The organism is Pseudomonas lundensis (assembly GCF_015377145.2).
GTDB classification, from domain to species: domain Bacteria; phylum Pseudomonadota; class Gammaproteobacteria; order Pseudomonadales; family Pseudomonadaceae; genus Aquipseudomonas; species Aquipseudomonas lundensis.
Window position 1 is genome coordinate 4,010,617 of sequence record NZ_CP062158.2, and the last position, 16,670, is coordinate 4,027,286.

The 16,670-nt window shown below is 60.0% G+C and carries 14 protein-coding genes and 1 pseudogene; 6 read left to right on the forward strand and 9 right to left on the reverse strand.

The genetic code is table 11. The features are described 5' to 3' along the window. Positions 1-69: 69 nt before the first annotated feature. The 5 genes and pseudogenes from pvrR to IF654_RS23345 form a co-directional block, all read right to left on the reverse strand. Complete coding sequence (gene pvrR / locus IF654_RS18930; protein ID WP_047281803.1) at positions 70-1,260, reverse strand: response regulator cyclic di-GMP phosphodiesterase PvrR; 1,191 nt, start codon at positions 1,258-1,260, stop codon at positions 70-72. Beyond that, the gene (locus IF654_RS18935) at positions 1,250-4,081 is read right to left on the reverse strand and encodes a response regulator (RefSeq protein WP_047281802.1); all 2,832 of its coding nucleotides are present in this window, start codon (positions 4,079-4,081) and stop codon (positions 1,250-1,252) included. The genes pvrR and IF654_RS18935 overlap by 11 nt, the downstream gene beginning before the upstream one ends. A gap of 92 nt (positions 4,082-4,173) precedes the next feature. Then, a complete protein-coding gene (locus IF654_RS18940; protein WP_047273301.1) occupies positions 4,174-5,058 on the reverse strand; it encodes a Dyp-type peroxidase in 885 nt (294 codons plus the stop codon). Between the two features lie 97 nt (positions 5,059-5,155). Beyond that, complete coding sequence (locus IF654_RS23340; protein WP_371057820.1) at positions 5,156-5,587, reverse strand: methyl-accepting chemotaxis protein; 432 nt, start codon at positions 5,585-5,587, stop codon at positions 5,156-5,158. Between the two features lie 108 nt (positions 5,588-5,695). Continuing rightward, a pseudogene (locus tag IF654_RS23345) lies at positions 5,696-6,472 on the reverse strand (PAS domain-containing protein); the annotation flags it as partial. A 221-nt stretch (positions 6,473-6,693) separates the two neighbouring features. Here IF654_RS23345 and IF654_RS18950 point away from each other — a divergent pair. Next, positions 6,694-6,924 carry a DUF6555 family protein gene (locus tag IF654_RS18950; protein ID WP_047273299.1) on the forward strand — a complete coding sequence of 77 codons (231 nt, stop codon included), beginning with the start codon at positions 6,694-6,696 and terminating at the stop codon, positions 6,922-6,924. A gap of 55 nt (positions 6,925-6,979) precedes the next feature. Here the strand turns inward: IF654_RS18950 and IF654_RS18955 are convergent, their stop codons facing one another. Then, positions 6,980-7,144 (reverse strand): metallothionein, encoded by a 165-nt coding sequence (locus tag IF654_RS18955; RefSeq protein WP_080960279.1) that lies wholly within the window; start codon positions 7,142-7,144, stop codon positions 6,980-6,982. 212 nt (positions 7,145-7,356) lie between these two features. Here IF654_RS18955 and IF654_RS18960 point away from each other — a divergent pair, with 212 nt between their 5' ends. Next, positions 7,357-8,775, forward strand: coding sequence for a short-chain fatty acid transporter (locus tag IF654_RS18960; RefSeq protein WP_047282063.1), 1,419 nt, complete (start codon positions 7,357-7,359; stop codon positions 8,773-8,775). A gap of 53 nt (positions 8,776-8,828) precedes the next feature. Here IF654_RS18960 and can read toward each other — a convergent pair whose 3' ends face one another. After that, positions 8,829-9,473, reverse strand: coding sequence for a carbonate dehydratase (gene can, locus IF654_RS18965; RefSeq protein ID WP_047273297.1), 645 nt, complete (start codon positions 9,471-9,473; stop codon positions 8,829-8,831). 299 nt (positions 9,474-9,772) lie between these two features. On the opposite strand from can, the gene IF654_RS18970 reads away from it, so the two are divergent. Further along, the gene (locus IF654_RS18970; protein WP_048375531.1) at positions 9,773-10,186 is read left to right on the forward strand and encodes a hypothetical protein; all 414 of its coding nucleotides are present in this window, start codon (positions 9,773-9,775) and stop codon (positions 10,184-10,186) included. Between the two features lie 119 nt (positions 10,187-10,305). Here the strand turns inward: IF654_RS18970 and rimI are convergent, their stop codons facing one another. Further along, positions 10,306-10,758 (reverse strand): ribosomal protein S18-alanine N-acetyltransferase, encoded by a 453-nt coding sequence (gene rimI / locus IF654_RS18975; RefSeq protein ID WP_047281800.1) that lies wholly within the window; start codon positions 10,756-10,758, stop codon positions 10,306-10,308. Then, positions 10,751-11,527 (reverse strand): energy transducer TonB, encoded by a 777-nt coding sequence (locus tag IF654_RS18980; RefSeq protein ID WP_194862148.1) that lies wholly within the window; start codon positions 11,525-11,527, stop codon positions 10,751-10,753. The genes rimI and IF654_RS18980 overlap by 8 nt, the downstream gene beginning before the upstream one ends. Positions 11,528-11,695: 168 nt before the next feature. On the opposite strand from IF654_RS18980, the gene mksB reads away from it, so the two are divergent. Genes mksB through mksF form a run of 3 tightly spaced genes read left to right on the forward strand, consistent with a single transcriptional unit; the run spans position 11,696 to position 16,465 of the window. Then, positions 11,696-12,976: an Mks condensin complex protein MksB gene (gene mksB / locus IF654_RS18985; RefSeq protein WP_048375528.1), complete on the forward strand. Its 1,281-nt coding sequence runs from the start codon at positions 11,696-11,698 to the stop codon at positions 12,974-12,976. Beyond that, on the forward strand, positions 12,966-13,628 hold the full coding sequence (gene mksE / locus IF654_RS18990) for an Mks condensin complex protein MksE (RefSeq protein WP_047273292.1): 663 nt from the start codon (positions 12,966-12,968) through the stop codon (positions 13,626-13,628). The genes mksB and mksE overlap by 11 nt, the downstream gene beginning before the upstream one ends. After that, positions 13,625-16,465 carry an Mks condensin complex protein MksF gene (gene mksF, locus IF654_RS18995; RefSeq protein WP_047273291.1) on the forward strand — a complete coding sequence of 947 codons (2,841 nt, stop codon included), beginning with the start codon at positions 13,625-13,627 and terminating at the stop codon, positions 16,463-16,465. The genes mksE and mksF overlap by 4 nt, the downstream gene beginning before the upstream one ends. The last annotated feature ends 205 nt before the right edge of the window (positions 16,466-16,670 follow it).

Sequence of the window (16,670 nt, forward strand, 5' to 3'; positions counted from 1 at the left end):
AGTCGAGCGCACGCCGGCCGATGCGTGCGGTCTTCACCTTTTAGAAACAACGGGATGCCGAGGGTGAGGTCAGTGCAGACGCGGCGGTGCGTCTTCGTGCAGCAGGTGGCCGAAGTGGCCCGATGATACGGCACGCGAGATGAGAAAACCCTGCACCCGGTCACAGTTGAGCTTGCGTAACAAGGCCAACTCTTCCTGACTTTCAACCCCTTCGGCCACCACTTCGAGCCCCAATTGCCGCCCCAGCGCAACGATACTGGCCAGCGCCGACGCAAGGTTCTCGTTTTCCACACACCCGTGTACCAGCGCCCGGTCGATTTTCAACTCGGTGAACGGCGTGGACACCAAGTTGAAGTACGAGCTGAACCCCTGGCCAAAGTCGTCCTGCGCCAGCCCGAACCCTTTCATGCGCAACCGGCAGGCGCCCGCGTAATACTTGCTGATGTCCTGCGTGGTCGAGCACTCCATCAGCTCAAAAGCGAGTTTCGCCGGGATCCCGCCTTGCGCGCGCACGTAATCATGAAGCGCATCCGCCAGGTCATCGTCGTCGAGCAAATGGGTGGGCAAATTGATCGACACCGGGATGTCGTACCCCTGACTGGTCCAGCTCGCCTGGGCAGCAATCGTTTGCTTGATGAACAGCAGCAACAGCTCTTTTTCCAGGCCCAGGCTCACCAGCGAGGGCAGGAAATCAGCCGGCATCAGCAACCCCAGTTCCGGATGGACCCAACGCGCCAGCGCCTCGGCGGCCACGATATGCCCGTCGTGCAGGGATTTTTTAGGCTGGAACCACGCCTGTAACGCCCCGCTGCGCATGGCGTCACGCAGGGTTTCGCGCTCCAGCACCAGTGGCTCGCGGGCGACGGGTTGATCGGTGGTGATCAATTTATCCAGCGTGGTCATCAACGTACGCACCGCCAGCGGCACGACCGGCTTGGACAACTGCCCCACCACGCTCAACCCCATGCTTTGCGCCACCAGACTGGCGCTGACAATCATCCGCCGCGAGGCCGCGCTCATGATCGCCAGGGCAGGTTTGTGTGGCAAAGACGCCAGCCGCTGAATCAGTTGCACGCCGTCCATGCCCGGCATCAGCAAGTCGGTGAGCACCAGATCAAACGGTTGTTTTTGCAGCCACTCAAACGCTTCATTGCCGTCGCGGGCGGCTTCGACACGAATGTTGCCCAGGTCGCGGAACAAGTTGAGCAAGTATTCATGCTGGAAAGGATGGTCCTCCACAATCAGAACGCTATACGGCATGAGACTTTCTCCCGGTTTGCTCAAGGCAGGTAAATAGGGCACTGAGGCCAAAGGGTTTGACCAGGCATTCATTCATGCCCACCGCCAGACAGCGCTCGCGCTCTTCGTGCTGAGCGTTGGCGGTCGCGCCGATGATCGGCACGCTGCTATCGCGTTGGCGCAATTGCGTGGCCAGTTCATAGCCGTTCATGCGGGGCATGTTGACGTCGGTCAGCACCCGGTCAAAGGTCGACTGTTGCCACAGCGCCAGCGCCTCCAGCCCGTCCGAGGCCAGATCCACCGTGCAGCCCAGCTCTTCAAGCTGATCCTTGAGAATCAACTGGCTGATGGCGTTATCTTCGACCACCAGTACATGCAGGCCCAGCGGTTTGTAGACACGGGTGCCCGGCCCGACAGGCCGCGCATAGGGGCTCAACCCCTGAGCCTGGCTGACCGCGCGACGCAGGTCTTGCAAGTAGCTCAAGTTGACGTGCCATTGCGGTGTTTCTTGCTCGGGCGGGGCAAAGCAGACGTTGCCGCAGGCCACGATCACCGGCCCCGGCCAGTCGGGCGCAAGGTGCTGCTGGTATTCGCCGGGGTGCAGTTCAACCAGCACGGCGCTGCTGTCGCTGATGTCCATGCCCGCCCGCAACACTTGCGCCCTCGCGCCCCAGCGGCGCAACCAGCCACAGATGTTCTCGGCCATTTCCTGCATCGACGACACCACAAACACCGTTTCTGGCAACAACTCGACCAGCGCACTCACGGGCGTCGCGTTGCTCTGCTCAAGCGGCAAGGTCAAGGTAAAGCTGCTGCCGAGCCCCGGCTCGCTGACCACCCGCATGCTGCCGCTCATCAGGTACGTCAGGCGCTGACAAATCGACAGGCCCAGCCCGGTGCCGGTAATCACATTGGCGCGGTTGCCGGTCTGGTAAAACGGGTCGAACAGGAACGGCTGGTCTTGCTGCGCGATCCCCTGCCCGGTGTCTGTGACTTGCCACAGCACGGTGACGCGCTCGTCGATCCGGCTTTGCACGTTGACCCGCACCACGATCTGCCCGCTTTCGGTGAATTTGACCGCGTTGCTCAACAGGTTGTTGAGGATCTGCCGGATACGCGGGCTGTCCCCGATCAATTGATCGGGCAAGTGCGGGTCGATGTGTGCGTACAGCTGTAACCCCTTGCTTTGCGCGGCGGCCGAATAGCCGTTGACCACCTCTTGAATCAGGTCCAGCGGTGCGAATTCATTGACTTCCAGCGCCAATTGCCCGGCCTCGATTTTCGACACGTCGAGCACGTCGCAAATCAGCTGCAACAAGGTCGACGACGAATTCTGAATGGCGTGCAGGTATTCCTGTTGCCGCGGGTTGAGCTGGGTGCGACCCAACAATTCCAGGGTGCCCAGCGCGCCATATAAAGGTGTGCGGATTTCATGGCTCATGGTGGCGAGGAACAGGGTTTTGGCTTCATTGGCCTTGTCAGCCTCCCGCTTGGCCTGCTCCAGCGCCAGTTCGACTTCCTTGTGCGCACTGATATCGCTGAATGCACACAGCAACACGTCTTCACCCTTGTAACGGGTGGCGACAAAACTGATGTGCAGATGACGCCCCGCCACCGAAAATTCATCGATGCGGTGAATGCCGTCGTTGTTGTACGCGTGATCGATCCATTCATGGCACAGCTCATCGCGTTCACGGCCGCGCCCCAGCCAATGCTGGGCGAGGGTGTTTTCCAGCACCACGGCACCGTTCGCGCGACGCAGCACACACAACGCGACAGGGGCGGTCTGGATCACCGCGCGGCTGAACGCCTCGCTTTCGATCAGGGCCTGTTTGCGGTAAATCGCCGGGGTGATTAACTGCCGCTCAATGCGCCGCACCAGCAAGCCCATCCCGAGCGCACTGCCAAACCCCAGCAGCAGGGCAATCAACAACGGCTCGCGCATGGCCAGCAGCAAGTGGCTGAACTCCATCGAGTACACCACGTGCAGGTCGGCATACCCCAATTGGTTGCGCATGATCAGGTAATCGGGCAACAGCCCGTCGCCGGTAAAACCAAAATGCCGATCACCGGGAAACCGTTGCAGGGCCTGTCGCAGGCCAGGGTTCAAGGCACTGGCGAAGATTTCTTCCCCCCGTGCATTGAGCACGACAAAGTCACCCGCGTGCTTGCGGTCCATGGCTGCGGAAATATCCGCGCCTTCGATCTCCAGTCCGAGCCAGCCTGACGCCGGGTCACGCTTGTCGAGCAAGGTAAACAGGTACAGCGCCGAGCTTTCTGTCATAACCAGATTCGGCGTGGCGTTAAACCAATGCTCACCGGTGACCGTCGCCTGCGAGTGCTCAAGCGCCTTGAGCTGACGCAATACGTCTTGGTTCACTGCCACGGGGTTGAGTGCCGCCTGCGTCAGGCGCTCGGCCTGCAAAGCGTTGCCCGCCTTGACGTACAGCAGGTTTATTTTTTGGCTGCGCAGGTAATCCAGTTCGCGGGACGTTTGCCACAGGCTCCACGAATGGACGCCCTGCCCCAACACCAGCTGGAACTCGTCGCTGTCTGCTTGCGCTTCAGGGGGGGCGGGTCTGGTGTTGCGCACCGCCGACAAGCTCAAGTTCTTGAGGAGAATTTCATGGCCGGTAAAAAAGCGCTGGGCTTCGAGAATGGCGCCGCTCATGTAGCCGCGACGCTTGGATATCTCCCGGTCAAAGCTGGAATTCACATAGACATAGAGCCCGCCGAACAACGAAAGCAGCAACGCCACGAAAAAAGAACGCAGCAACGTACGCGCTGCGATTGAGGTCGAGAACGAGGCATCTAACGGACGGAAAAACTGTTTGAGCTTCATGCTGCCAGCCTAGGGAGCCAGCAGCATGTGAAACATCAGACAAACCTTAAAAAAACGGTTCAGCCAAGGCAGGGGGAGAACACCAAAACGGGTTAGCCCGCGCACACCGCTGCGAGGTCCAGGCGGCCGTCTTTCATCGGTGGGCACCAGTAATAGCCGCCATTGAGCGGTCGGCTGTAGCGGTACAGACCATCAATGATGCCGTCTTCCATGCCGCTCATGCGGCGCAGTTGCACTTCAAAGGCGTTGAGGGTGCGACCGAAGGCGACAAACATCAGGCCCGACTTGCCGTTTTCAGTCCACGGCATCGAGCGGCGCACGATAAAGGCCTCAGGTGTGAAGCTTTCCTGCGCAGTGCGCTTGACGTGGGCGGACGCTGGCGCGTCGTCCAGTTCCTCGTTGTCGCTCATGCGACGGCCCATGATGTTGTCTTGCTCTTCGGACGGCAGCGCCGCAAAACCGTTCAAATCATGCTGCCACTGCTGGATCGCAACAAAGCTGCCGCCGTCCAGGCCCGGGCCTGCATGGGCAACAATGGCGGCCTCGACCGCTGCATCGTCCACCGGGTTTTCCGTGCCGTCTTCGTAGCCGGTCAGGTCGCGGTCGGTGCCGTAGCGGAAGCCTTCCGTCACTTGCAGCAGGTTGAAGGCTGACGCCAGCGCCGTCTCGATTTTTTGGCTGCGATGCAGCAGCTCGCCACGGTCATCACCCAACAGCCACAACCACAGGGCGTGCTGGGTCGACGGGTTTTCAACCATGGCATTGAGTGCCGGAAAGACGCGCAAGCCTGGAACCTTAGCCCCCAACGCCATTACCAGCGGCGAGCCAAACCCCGCCACCACGCTTTTGCCGTCCACCCACTGCGACAGAACGTCGAGTGCAGCCGGCAATGCTTCTACTGACTTGAGAGCGAAAAACAGGTAACGCGCTTGCGAAGGGATAGGTTTAGCCAGAATGCTCGACTGGTAGAGACTCATAGAAACTCCTTTGGAAAGCGCAGAGTTTACTCCCAGACGTTCTTTTTCCGTCACTCGAGGGTTACTTTTCTTATGCGCAACCCTCGTGCATCACGACTCAGGTCGACAGTTGGTTGGCGAATTGCCCGACCGCATCCACCACTTTTTGCGCGCCGTCCTGAATTTCGACAATCACCGTGCCCGCTTCCGCCGCCAATGCCAGCCCCTGTTCGGCCTGCAATTTGCCGTCGGCCATCAGGGTCACGGCGTCACGCGCCATGTCCTGGTTTTGACGCACCACGTTGATGATCTCTTCCGTGGCTTTGCTGGTGCGCGAGGCCAATTGCCGCACTTCGTCGGCCACCACCGCAAAACCGCGCCCCTGCTCCCCGGCGCGGGCGGCTTCAATCGCGGCATTGAGCGCCAGCAGGTTGGTTTGCTCGGCAATCGCGCTGATGGTTTTGACGATGCTGCCAATCACTTGCGACTGATCGTTGAGGGCTTCGATACCATCGCCGGCCTGTTGCATGTGTTTGGCCAGATCCCGCATGACCTCAACGGCTTGCGTCACCACCTTGGTGCCGCGCTGGGCGCTTTCATCGGTTTGCAAAGACGTGCTGTAAGCGATACCCGCCGCCTCTGAAACCGCCTGCTCCCGGTGGACCTGATCGGTAATCACCGTCGCGAACTTGACCACTTTGTACAGGGTGTTATTGGCGTCACGCACCGGGTTATACGAGGCTTCAAGCCAGACGTCACGGCCATGGCTGTCAACGCGCTGAAAACGCCCGGCAACAAATTCACCGGCAATGAGCCGCTTCCAGAACGCCTCGTATTCAGCGCTGTTCTGCTCCTGAGCCGTGCAAAACAGGCTGTGATGCTTGCCCTGAATTTGCGCCAGGGTGTACCCCATGCCGTGCAAAAAGCGATCGTTGGCCGTCAGCACTTCGCCAGCGAGGTTGAACTCGATCACGGCCGTGGAACGCAACAGGGCACTCATCAGGTTTTCGTGGTCGCGGGAGGTTTCGATGGTGCGCGTCAGGTCGCTGGAGAAAATCGAAATCCGCAGCACACGCCCGCTGGAATCCAGAATCGGCTGCATGATCGAGCGCAGCCATGCCTCCTGGCCATTGCCGCGCAGCAATCGCACGGTGCCGCTGAAATGCTCGTTGCGGGTCATCGCCGTTTTGAACCGACGGTAATGTTCGTCGTTTTTCAGGTGCGCAGGCACCAGTTCATCAATGTGCCGCCCCACCAGCGCACTGTTTGCGTAGTGCATTTCTTGCGTGAAGTTGTGATTCGCCGTCTCGATCCGCCCATCCGCTCCCAGCGAGAGCACCAGCATTTCGCTGTCCAGGCTCTCTCTGACTTGCTGCAGGCTGGACAATTCTTCACGAAGAGCCGCTAGCTCTTGCTTCATGCGTTTGTTAAACATGGGATACCTGAGGGAATGGGGGCTGCATACAACGACATCGGCGTCAGGCCGATTTTCTAGAGAGGGTGAGACGACCGCTCATCAAAAAAATTCACCTTTTAATGGATCCACATCAGTCCACTGGCAGATAGCCCTGAACCGATGTCGACGACCGTCAATTGGAGTGAATTTTTTGAAAGCCAGAGACTCACTTACTCAACACAGGGAGAAATGTCTGAATCATGAACTCGGCAAAATTATTCATTATTGACTACACGCTGCATGGCGAGCCCAAGTCATTCATCATCCGCCACGCCGCTCTGGACAATCTCACGGCCTGGTACTGGGCGGGTTGTGACGCAGGGGTTGAACGCATTGCCCGCAATGAACGCGAAGCCGCCAAAAAGCTCGATCGCGCGCAAATGGAACGAAAAGGCATTGCCAACGTGAAATGGCGCCTGGCTTCAACATGAAGGGCAGTGGCACAAACGCGCAGTCCACGACTGCGCGAGTCTGCACTCAGCTCATTTAGCGTTTATCGCCGCAATGGCAACCGCTGGATGACGCACACCCCTGACCGTCGGGGTGATGATCGGCGCACGCCTTGCAGCAGTACTGTTTCCCGTCGCGCTCCACGCCTTGGGCACCCACTTTGCAGTTGCAGTCCGGACAATCACACGTTTGCTCTTTCATCGTGAACTCCTTGTAGTCAGGTCGTTACACAACGGCACCATTGCCGCTTACAGGCAGTGACTGTAGACCTCGCGAGTTGGTTCAAAGCGACTGCCCATCGGAAATCCCCGTCGATTGATTTACTGTATTGGCCCGCCGCCGCTGATGCCTTGACGCTCTGCAAGGCTGCGCGCAGGCGTCACCATAATCATAAGAACAACGAGGTATTTCCCATGGCCGCTGAGATTGAATCCAGCCGTTATGCCCGCTTTGCCCTGCGCTGCTCCAATTGGGCGGAGCGCTGGTTCCCTGACTCATGGGTGTTTGCCGCCGTCGCCGTGATCACCGTGGCACTGGCCACCCTGGCGATGGGTGCCAAACCCACGGATGCCGCGAAGGCGTTCGGTGACGGCTTCTGGAGCCTGATCCCCTTCACCCTGCAAATGTGCTTCGTGGTGATTGGCGGCTACGTGGTGGCCAGCTCACCGCCTGCGGTCAAACTCATCGACAAACTGGCACACGTCCCGAAAAACGGCCGACAGGCGGTGTGCTGGGTCGCCCTGATTTCGATGGTGGCGTCGTTGCTCAACTGGGGGTTGTCGCTGGTGTTCGGCGGGTTGCTGGTGCGGGCGCTGGCCCGCCGCACGAACCTGCGCATGGACTATCGCGCCGCCGGTGCAGCCGCCTATCTGGGATTGGGGGCGGTGTGGGCGCTGGGGCTGTCATCCTCGGCCGCGCAGTTGCAGGCCAACCCCGCCAGCCTGCCGCCTTCGATTCTGGCAATCACCGGGGTGATCCCGTTCACTGAAACCATCTTTCTGTGGCAATCCGGTGTGTTGCTGGCAGCGCTGGTGGTGGTGTCGCTGATCGTTGCCTACGCCACGGCGCCGGGGCCGGAATCGGCCCGGGATGCGGCGGCCTGCGGCGTTGATCCGGCCTTCAGCCTCCCCAAACTGCCGGCGCGCACACGACCCGGCGAGTGGCTGGAATACAGTCCGGTGCTGACCCTTTTGCTGGTGTTGCTGGCGGCGGGCTGGTTGTTCCACGAGTTCTCGACCAAACCGGCAATCAGCGCCATTTCAGGCCTCAACACCTACAACTTTTTGTTTCTGATGCTCGGTGCATTGCTGCACTGGCGCCCGCGCAGTTTTCTGAATGCCGTGGCCAGCGCCGTGCCGACCACGACCGGGGTGCTGATCCAGTTTCCGCTGTACGGCTCGATTGCGGCCCTGATGACCGTGGTCAAGGGCACAAACGGCGAAACCCTGGCGCATCACATCTCCACGTTCTTTGTGCAGATTGCGTCCCACGATACCTACGCCGTGTTGATGGGCGTGTACTCGGCGGTGCTGGGGTTCTTCATCCCGTCGGGGGGTGGCAAATGGATTATCGAAGCGCCTTACGTGATGCAAGTCGCCAATGATCTGGAGTACCACTTGGGGTGGGCGGTACAGATTTACAACGCGGCTGAAGCCTTGCCGAACCTGATCAACCCGTTTTACATGCTGCCGCTGCTAGGTGTACTGGGCTTGAAAGCACGGGACCTGATCGGTTTCTCGTTCGTGCAATTGCTGGTGCACACGCCACTGGTGCTGTTTTTGCTGTGGGCGTTGGGCACGACGCTGACTTATGTGGCGCCGGTGATGCCCTAACCCCTCGCCCTGCCCTTCTCCCTGTGGGAGAGGGGCAGGATGAACCGCGATCGTTAAACGGGATTGACCGGCCGCAACCGGTACTGCGGCGGCAATTGGTCAAGCCCACTGATGGTCGTGTTCAGGCTCTTCCAGCGACCATCCTTGATCCCGTAGATGCACCCGTGAACCGACAGGCTCTGCCCGCGGTGCCAGGCATTTTGCACAATGTTGGTGTGACCCACGTTGGCCACCTGCTGGATGACGTTGAGTTCGCACAAACGATCTACGCGTTCTTCTTCGGTGGGCAACAGCGCCAGCACGTCGCGATTTTCGTAATACAGGTCGCGGATCGAGCGCAGCCAGCCGTCGATCAGCCCCAATTGCTGGTCCTTCATCGAAGCACGCACGCCGCCACAGCCGTAGTGGCCAGTGACCAGAATGTGTTTGACCTTCAATACATCCACGGCGTACTGAATCACCGACAAACAGTTCAAATCGGTGTGCAGCACAACATTGGCCACGTTGCGGTGCACAAACAGATCGCCGGGCAACATGCCGACGATCTCATTGGCCGGTACACGGGCATCCGAACAACCAATCCATAGGTATTCCGGCGTTTGCTGGCGGGCCAGCTTGGCGAAAAATTCGGGATCTTCCTGCTTGATCGCATCGGCCCAGCGCGCGTTGTTATCAATCAGGTCTTGTAGTTCGTTCATGCGGTAAGGCCTCAAGAGTTGATGCTCAGCTTTGACAGCCGACCGGCGGTCGACGTCACGTGGGCAAATGCCAAATCCGGCGATCAATCGGGTGGAATCTTCACGCTTGACTACAGTCCACCCTAGGGTCTGTTGCCGTTTCATAGTAGCCGCGATGAAAACCCACGGGGTTTGGGTGTTCCCAATCAGCGTCTAGCAACGCCGCTCTGAACCTTGCCCGGCTATCTGTGACCCAGCAACGCGGCATGCAATGCAACGCGAACAGCCCCTGGCAAGGCCCCACAGTATGAGGATTTACCATGACCGATTCACGTCGCCCGTTCGGGGCAGAAGAACCATTGGACATCGACGACACCGAAGACCGCATGGGCTCGGTGGAACCGCTCGACTTTGACGACCCTGTGGACACACATGAATCACTGGACGATCTGGTGACCGATGAAGAGTACACGCGCCATGTGGGCGAGCATCGACCGCGCAACCGCGAAATCAGTGGCGCGGCGCTGCCGGGGCGTGATTCCAGCCCGGACGATCTGGACGCCGACATGCTAATACCTGAAGACGGTGCCCGGGATGCCTACGAAGCCCTTGAAGAAGAGGGTGGCGCGGCAGACTGGGATTTGAGCGTCGTCAATGAAGACGAGATCGGCGCAGGTCGTGGCCTGGATGAAGCTGAGCTGGCGGATATTGATCCGGTGGGCCGCAAGGATTAAACGCCCCTCGGCTGACCCTCTCCCCAAGGGAGAGGGGGCATTGCTCCCGTGAACAGGCGGTTGACGCCGGGTCTTGTACGGGTGCCTTTATGGAACGGGTTGTTGCCAGGGGGATGCCGTCAGTCAACCAGCGTACACGCCATGACCACGGCATCTTCGCGCCCGCCCACGGCCGGGTAATAGTCGCGGCGGCGGCCGATTTCGTTAAAGCCATAACGCTCGTACAACTTGAACGCGGCGGTGTTGCTGTCGCGCAGCTCAAGGAAACACTCGCGGGCGTCATGCTGGTAAGCAATGGACATCAAGTGCTCCAGCAATTTAAGCCCAAGGCCGCGGCCCTGGCTTTCGGGTTTGACCGTGATATTGAGCAGGTGCGCTTCATCGAGAATGATTTGCACCACACCGTGCCCCACTTGCTGCTCGCCTTCAAACATCAACCAGATGTGGTACTTGCCCAGCCCGTCGAGGAATATCCCGCGCGTCCAGGGGTGGCTGAAGGCGGCGTATTCAATTTTCAACACGGCATCGAGGTCCGCCTCGGTCATCGGGCGAAAAGTTACAGCGTCACTCATTGATTGGTTTCCAGCGCGCCATCAGCCGGCGCATGGCTTGCCACACATCCGCTTTGCGGTGTGGCTCATCCATTAATAATTCAAGACCCGGCAGCGCCCAGACGCAGCCCAGCCCTTCAATGTCCAGATCGCGGTGATAGGCTTCGGCATTGGCTTGGCCCGCAAAACGCACGGCAGGCAGCCCGATCAGCCATAAACACGCACACTCGATGTCTTCAAGGCGCGCCATCAAAAAACCCTGCACAAATTCCCGTGCGGCCTCCGGGCCCTGATCGACATTGCCCCGGCGCAGCAACGGCCAGCGAATCGGCTCGCCAATGATTTGCGGGCTGTCCGGCAGTCCGGCAGCGCGCAGCATGTCTTTGAGCAACAGGTAAGCCGGATCGCGGCTCTGGAACGCGCCGCCTGTGGGTAACTCCACCAGCACCAGGCAGCGACCGGCGCGCAGCAATTGCAACGCAAAACGCGGCGCCGGCAAGGGCACTACTTTGGCCACCACGGGCGCAGTGTCGGCTTCGGCGACCGGTTTGCTCGCTGCACGCGGGGTGACGGACGGGCGTGGCACTTCGATCTTCGGGCGTTCGGCAGGCTTGCTCGGCACCGCCGCCACCTGGGCAACAGGCGGCGCCATGACCGGCGCTGCGGGCGGCTCGGGGACCACCAGCAGTTCAGGCCGCGACGGGGCGGCGAACGGCAATTCGGTGCGCGGTAACCAGGTGACCACCTGCATGGCAGTCAAATAAGCGCGGCGGCGGGACTCGTTCAACAAGGGTCGGCCATCTGTGGATAACAAAAGAACGGGGATTCTACCGCCCTTCTGCCCTTCCCGCCCGCAGTTGATCGCTAAACGGTGGGCAGGCGCTCGGGCGGCAGATCGCCAAGGGAAGATGTGCGCAGTACAATCGCCGCCTTTCATTGCCAATCGACCGGCCTTCCCATGATCGAACCCAAGCGCGTTTTACGTGCCCTCGCCGAGCACTGGGCACTCCTTGAGCCCTTGTGCGAACACTTCGACCAAGGCACGTTGAGCCTCAGCGAACTGCGCCTGCAATTGGCGGCGCATCAGTTGGACAGCACCCCTCAAGACATCACCCACGTGCTCGACAGCTGGATCCGGCTCGACATTCTGGTGCCGGTCGCCAAAAGCCCGAACCGCTTCGAGCTGAATGCGCAAATCCATGACTTCCTGGCCTATTTGCGGCGCGAACACCGCCTCGGCCTGTGCCTGGAAATCGAAGCCTACCTGCGCCACCTTGAGCGTCTGGCGGGGTATATCCAGGATGCGTTCGACATCCGCGACGGCAACGATCTGGCGCGTCAACTGCGTCTGCTGGACATGCGCGTGCGCGATGTGCTGAAAAAACTGGCCAACGATGAGCAGGCGCTGGTGGCCGTGGCAGAACGTGCCAAGACCAGCGACCGGCAAATCCCGTTGCGCCAGCGGTATGCCGAAGTGCTGGCGACGTGGGATGAATACGTCGAGCCGATGATTCAATTGGTCAACGCCGACGGCGCCTTCGAGCAAGGTGTGCGCAAGGTTGAAAACGTGCTGCTGCGCATGCTCAGCGAACAGCAGCGCCTCGGCCACCTGGTCGACGACGACATGCTGCTGCGTACCCACGCGCGGATCCTCGAAATGCAAACCAGCGCTCAACTCACCCTGCGCCATGCGCGCGAGCTGTTGTTGCCGTTGCGCGAAGAAGCCCGCCGCCACAATGCCGTGACCCGCGGCGCGGCGCTGGCGCTGGCCGCGATCCGCCGTAAAGGGCTGGACGCCGTGCCACAAGCGGCGATGCCGATGTTCACCCGCCCGCAAAGCACCTTTCTGGGCAGCGCCAGCCAAGTGGAAGCGTACGTGTATGCGCTGGCGCGCTTCGAGCCAAAACCTGCGCGGTTCCCCAAGGCGCACAAAACCCAAAAAGGCGGCGAAGCCCCGAAGGCGCCGCGCACGGTCAAAGAAATGCTCGACCGCTGCAGCGATGCACTGCCCATGCCGGACTTGATGAACTGGTTGCTGGCACAAGAGCCCGACGGCGACACCGACGAATTGCTGTACTGGTTCTCGCGCCTGTCGCGGGAAAAACGCTTCGTGCGCGAGCGTCTCGAACGCCGCGAGTATCACACCCACGAACACGTGGTCAGCTTGCGCTCTTTCGCCCTGCTGTCACGTAGCGAAGACGCAACCGAGCCTACTGCGAGCCCTCTCCATGCATCTTGATCTGTCTGAACTGTCCCAACTGGCACCGATTTTTCGCGAACTGTTCAAGGGCTATCACGTCAGCCGGCGCGACCCCGAGCTGTACGCGCAGTTGTCGAATTTCCAGGATCAATACCGCGCGCTGTTCAAGGCGCTGGGCTTTGAGTTGGTGTGTGACACCCGCGGTTTTTATTACTTCGTCCCCGACACGGCCACCGCCCAGGTGAACAAGACCGCACAGCGTCTGGCGCTGTTCACGTTCATCATTGTCGAGCACCTGGCCGATCAGGGCCGCGACCCGATTGCCGTGCTCGATGGCGGCAGCCTGGGCCGCGACGAACTGCCCGCGCTGCTGGAAAAATACCGCGACCTGTTCGTACAGGCCGAGGTCACCACTCAGGACGAGCTGGAAGAGAAGATCATGCGCCGCATGACCCAGCTCGGCTTTGCCGGTGAAGAAAACGGCATTTACCGCTTTCTGCCGCCGATGCACCGTTTTCTGGATGTGTGCCTGTCGGTGCAACAAGACCGCGATCTGGCCGCCAGCCTGCACAGCATCTTGCCGCTGCCGACGCCCGTACTGGCCGGTGACGACCCCGAGGTCGAGGAAGAAGACGAAGAAGCCGCACTGGCGCGTGCCATTGCCGCCGAGCAACAGGAGATGGATGCATGAGCCAGGAACGCTACGGAATACGCCGTTTTGCCTTGTTGAACACTGCCGGTTACAGCCTCGGGCTGTTCCCGCTGGAACACCCGCTGTCGGTGTACGGGGCCAACAACCTGGGCAAATCGGCCTCGATCAACGCCTTGCAGTTCCCGATTCTGGCGCGCATGTCGGACATGAGCTTCGGCAAGTACAGCCTCGAACAATCGCGGCGTTTTTACTTTGCCTCCGACACCAGCTACATCCTCGTCGAAGTGTCGCTGCCCCATGGCCCGCACGTGATTGGCGTGGTCGGCCGTGGCCCGGGCGGCGGTTTCGGGCACCAGTTTTTTGCCTACGCCGGTCAACTGGACCTGGCGCATTACCAAAAAGACGACACCTGCCTGCGGCAAAAAGAGCTGTTCAACAACCTTGAGCGCAACGGCCTTAAAGCCTACGAACTCAAACCCGATGAACTGCGGCGCCTGCTGGTGGGCGGCCACACGTCCATCCCGCTCGACCTCACACTGATCCCGCTGCGCTCCACCAGCGAGCAAAGCCTGAAGACCTTCCGCGCGCTGTTTATCAACCTGCTGCACATGCGCGAAATCACCGCCGCCAAACTCAAGCAGCTGTTCCTCGATGCCTTCGAGCACAGCCTGCGCTCGGGCAGTGTGGATTACATTGCCGCTTGTGAAGAGGCCTTCCGCGACGTACGCCGCATGGAGCAGGACTACAACGCCCTGGTCGGTGCCGGGCCATTGGTTGAGTCGCTGGCGGCCGGGGTGCGCCAGCGCGATCTGCTGCGCGGCAAGTTGCACCGCCTGTCTCCCCTGCTCGACTCATTGCTCGGTACGTGGCAGGACTATTCGGGGGCCCGCAAAGAAGAGCTGCTGGCCCAGTCCGAGCACTACCGTCACGAGCAAGACGCGCTGCAAAACGATCAGCGCAGCAGCACTCAGGAATTGATGCGCCTGGAGCGTGAAATCTCCGGCATCCAGCGCTGGTTGGGCGAGCTGTCCGTGCTCAAGCACCGGTTTGCCCTGGTGGACGATGTGAAGGTGCTGGAGCAGCAGTTGCTCGCCGCCAAGGACGCCCACGACGAACTGGCCGGTGCCCTGGCGCAATCGCGGCAGTTCAGCGCCGAGGACCTGGACGAACGGGTCCGGGATCTGGAAAAACGCCTGAAGTCGGTCAAGCAGCAACTCGATCACGCCGACAACAACAGCTACGCACGCCTGCGCGAAGAGTTTTCGCAACAGGATGTTGAGCGCCTGATGCGCCTGTTCAACAGCGCCCTGTTCAGCCTGCCGCTGGGCGAACACGGGATTGCACTGGACGACAGCGACGCGTGGGTCAAATCACTGGAGATGATCCTCGACGGCTTCAAAGGCGAGCGCTTTGAAGCACCGGGGTTGTCGATTGACCTCAGCCACATCGAGCCACCTGCCTTGCAGGCCTTGGCAGACCGGGCCGCGTTACGCGATCAAAAAGAGCGTCTGGACAAAGAACTCAAGCAGCTCAAAACCCAGCAAGCCGTGACGTCTGATCGGGCGGCGAGCAAGAGTGAAGCCGAGTCGCTTTACCAACAGGTACTGGACGCGCAAAAAGCGCTGGAAGACTTCCGCCGCAGCCAGACGCTGAGTGCCGAGGAAGGCGAGAAACTGGAACAACTGGCTCAGGCAGAAGCCGCCCAGGACGAGTTGAAGCGCTCCAGCGATGCGTTCACCGAGCGCGTTCAACAGCTGTCGGCCAAGCTGCAACTGGTCGCCCGTCAACTGGGCGACATGGAAGCCAAACAGCGCACGCTGGATGACAGCCTGCGCCGCCGTCAATTATTGCCCGCCGACCTGCCGTTCGGTACGCCGTTCATGGACCCGGTCGACGACTCCATGGACAACCTGCTGCCGCTGCTCAACGACTACCAGGACACGTGGCAAGGCCTGCTGCGCTGTGATGGCCAGATCGAAGCCCTTTATGCTCAAGTGCGCTTGAAGGGCGTGGCCAAGTTCGACAGCGAAGACGACATGGAGCGCCGCCTGCAACTGTTGATTAACGCTTACGCGCACCGTACCGAAGAAGCCCTGACCCTGGGCAAAGCGCGTCGTGCGGCGGTGACCGATATCGCCCGCACGTTGCGCAACATTCGCAGTGACTACGACAGCCTTGAGCATCAACTGGCGCTGTTCAACCGCGAGATCAACAAGCGTCAGGTGTCCAACCTGCAAAGTTTCCGCATCGTGCTGGCCCCCAACAAGGAAGCCCTCAAGCACATCGATCAAATTATCCACAGCGCTGGCCAGTACGAAGAAGGCGAAACCCTTTCGGTATTCGACCTCAGCCAAAGCGCCGAACAGGACACAAAAAACGAGGAAGCCAAGGAGTATCTGGCTCGCCTCGTGGCCGCCAACCATAACCAGTTGGGCCTCAAGGACTTGTTCGAACTGGCGTTCGAGATCACCAAGGTCAACGGCCAGCCGGTGATCCATACCGACATTGACGGCGCTGCGTCCAACGGCACCACCATGACCATCAAGGCGCTGACCAACATGTATTTGTTGCTGCACTTGATGGACCGCGAGCAGGCCGGGCGCATCCGTTTGCCGTACTACCTGGATGAGGCGGCGGACATCGATGAAAAGAACCAGACCGCGCTGCTCGAAACCAGCTTGCAGTTGGGGTTTGTACCGATTCTGGCGAGCGTGAAACCGCAGGTCTGTGCGCATGTGGCCATCGACCTTGAGGGCGGCAGCGGGCCTAACGGTATTTATATCGATGAGGACGACTGGAAGTACATTCGCCGCCATGACGAAGTACAGCCTGCCAAGGCGATTGACACGGCATTGCCCGAGCTGGACGAAGCCTGACCCCAAGCGTTAACCCCTGAAAACCGCGATCACCGATCGCGGTTTTTTTATGCCCGCCCGTAGTAATCGGGCGCAAACCTAGCGCCCTTAAACCGTCTTTTAGATCAGTCTTGAGGCAAATAAAAAATATATTTTAAATTTCAGAAAATTCCTACCAACTACAGCGCAATCAAACGGCAAACTCTAAAAAATCATTAAGAACTCT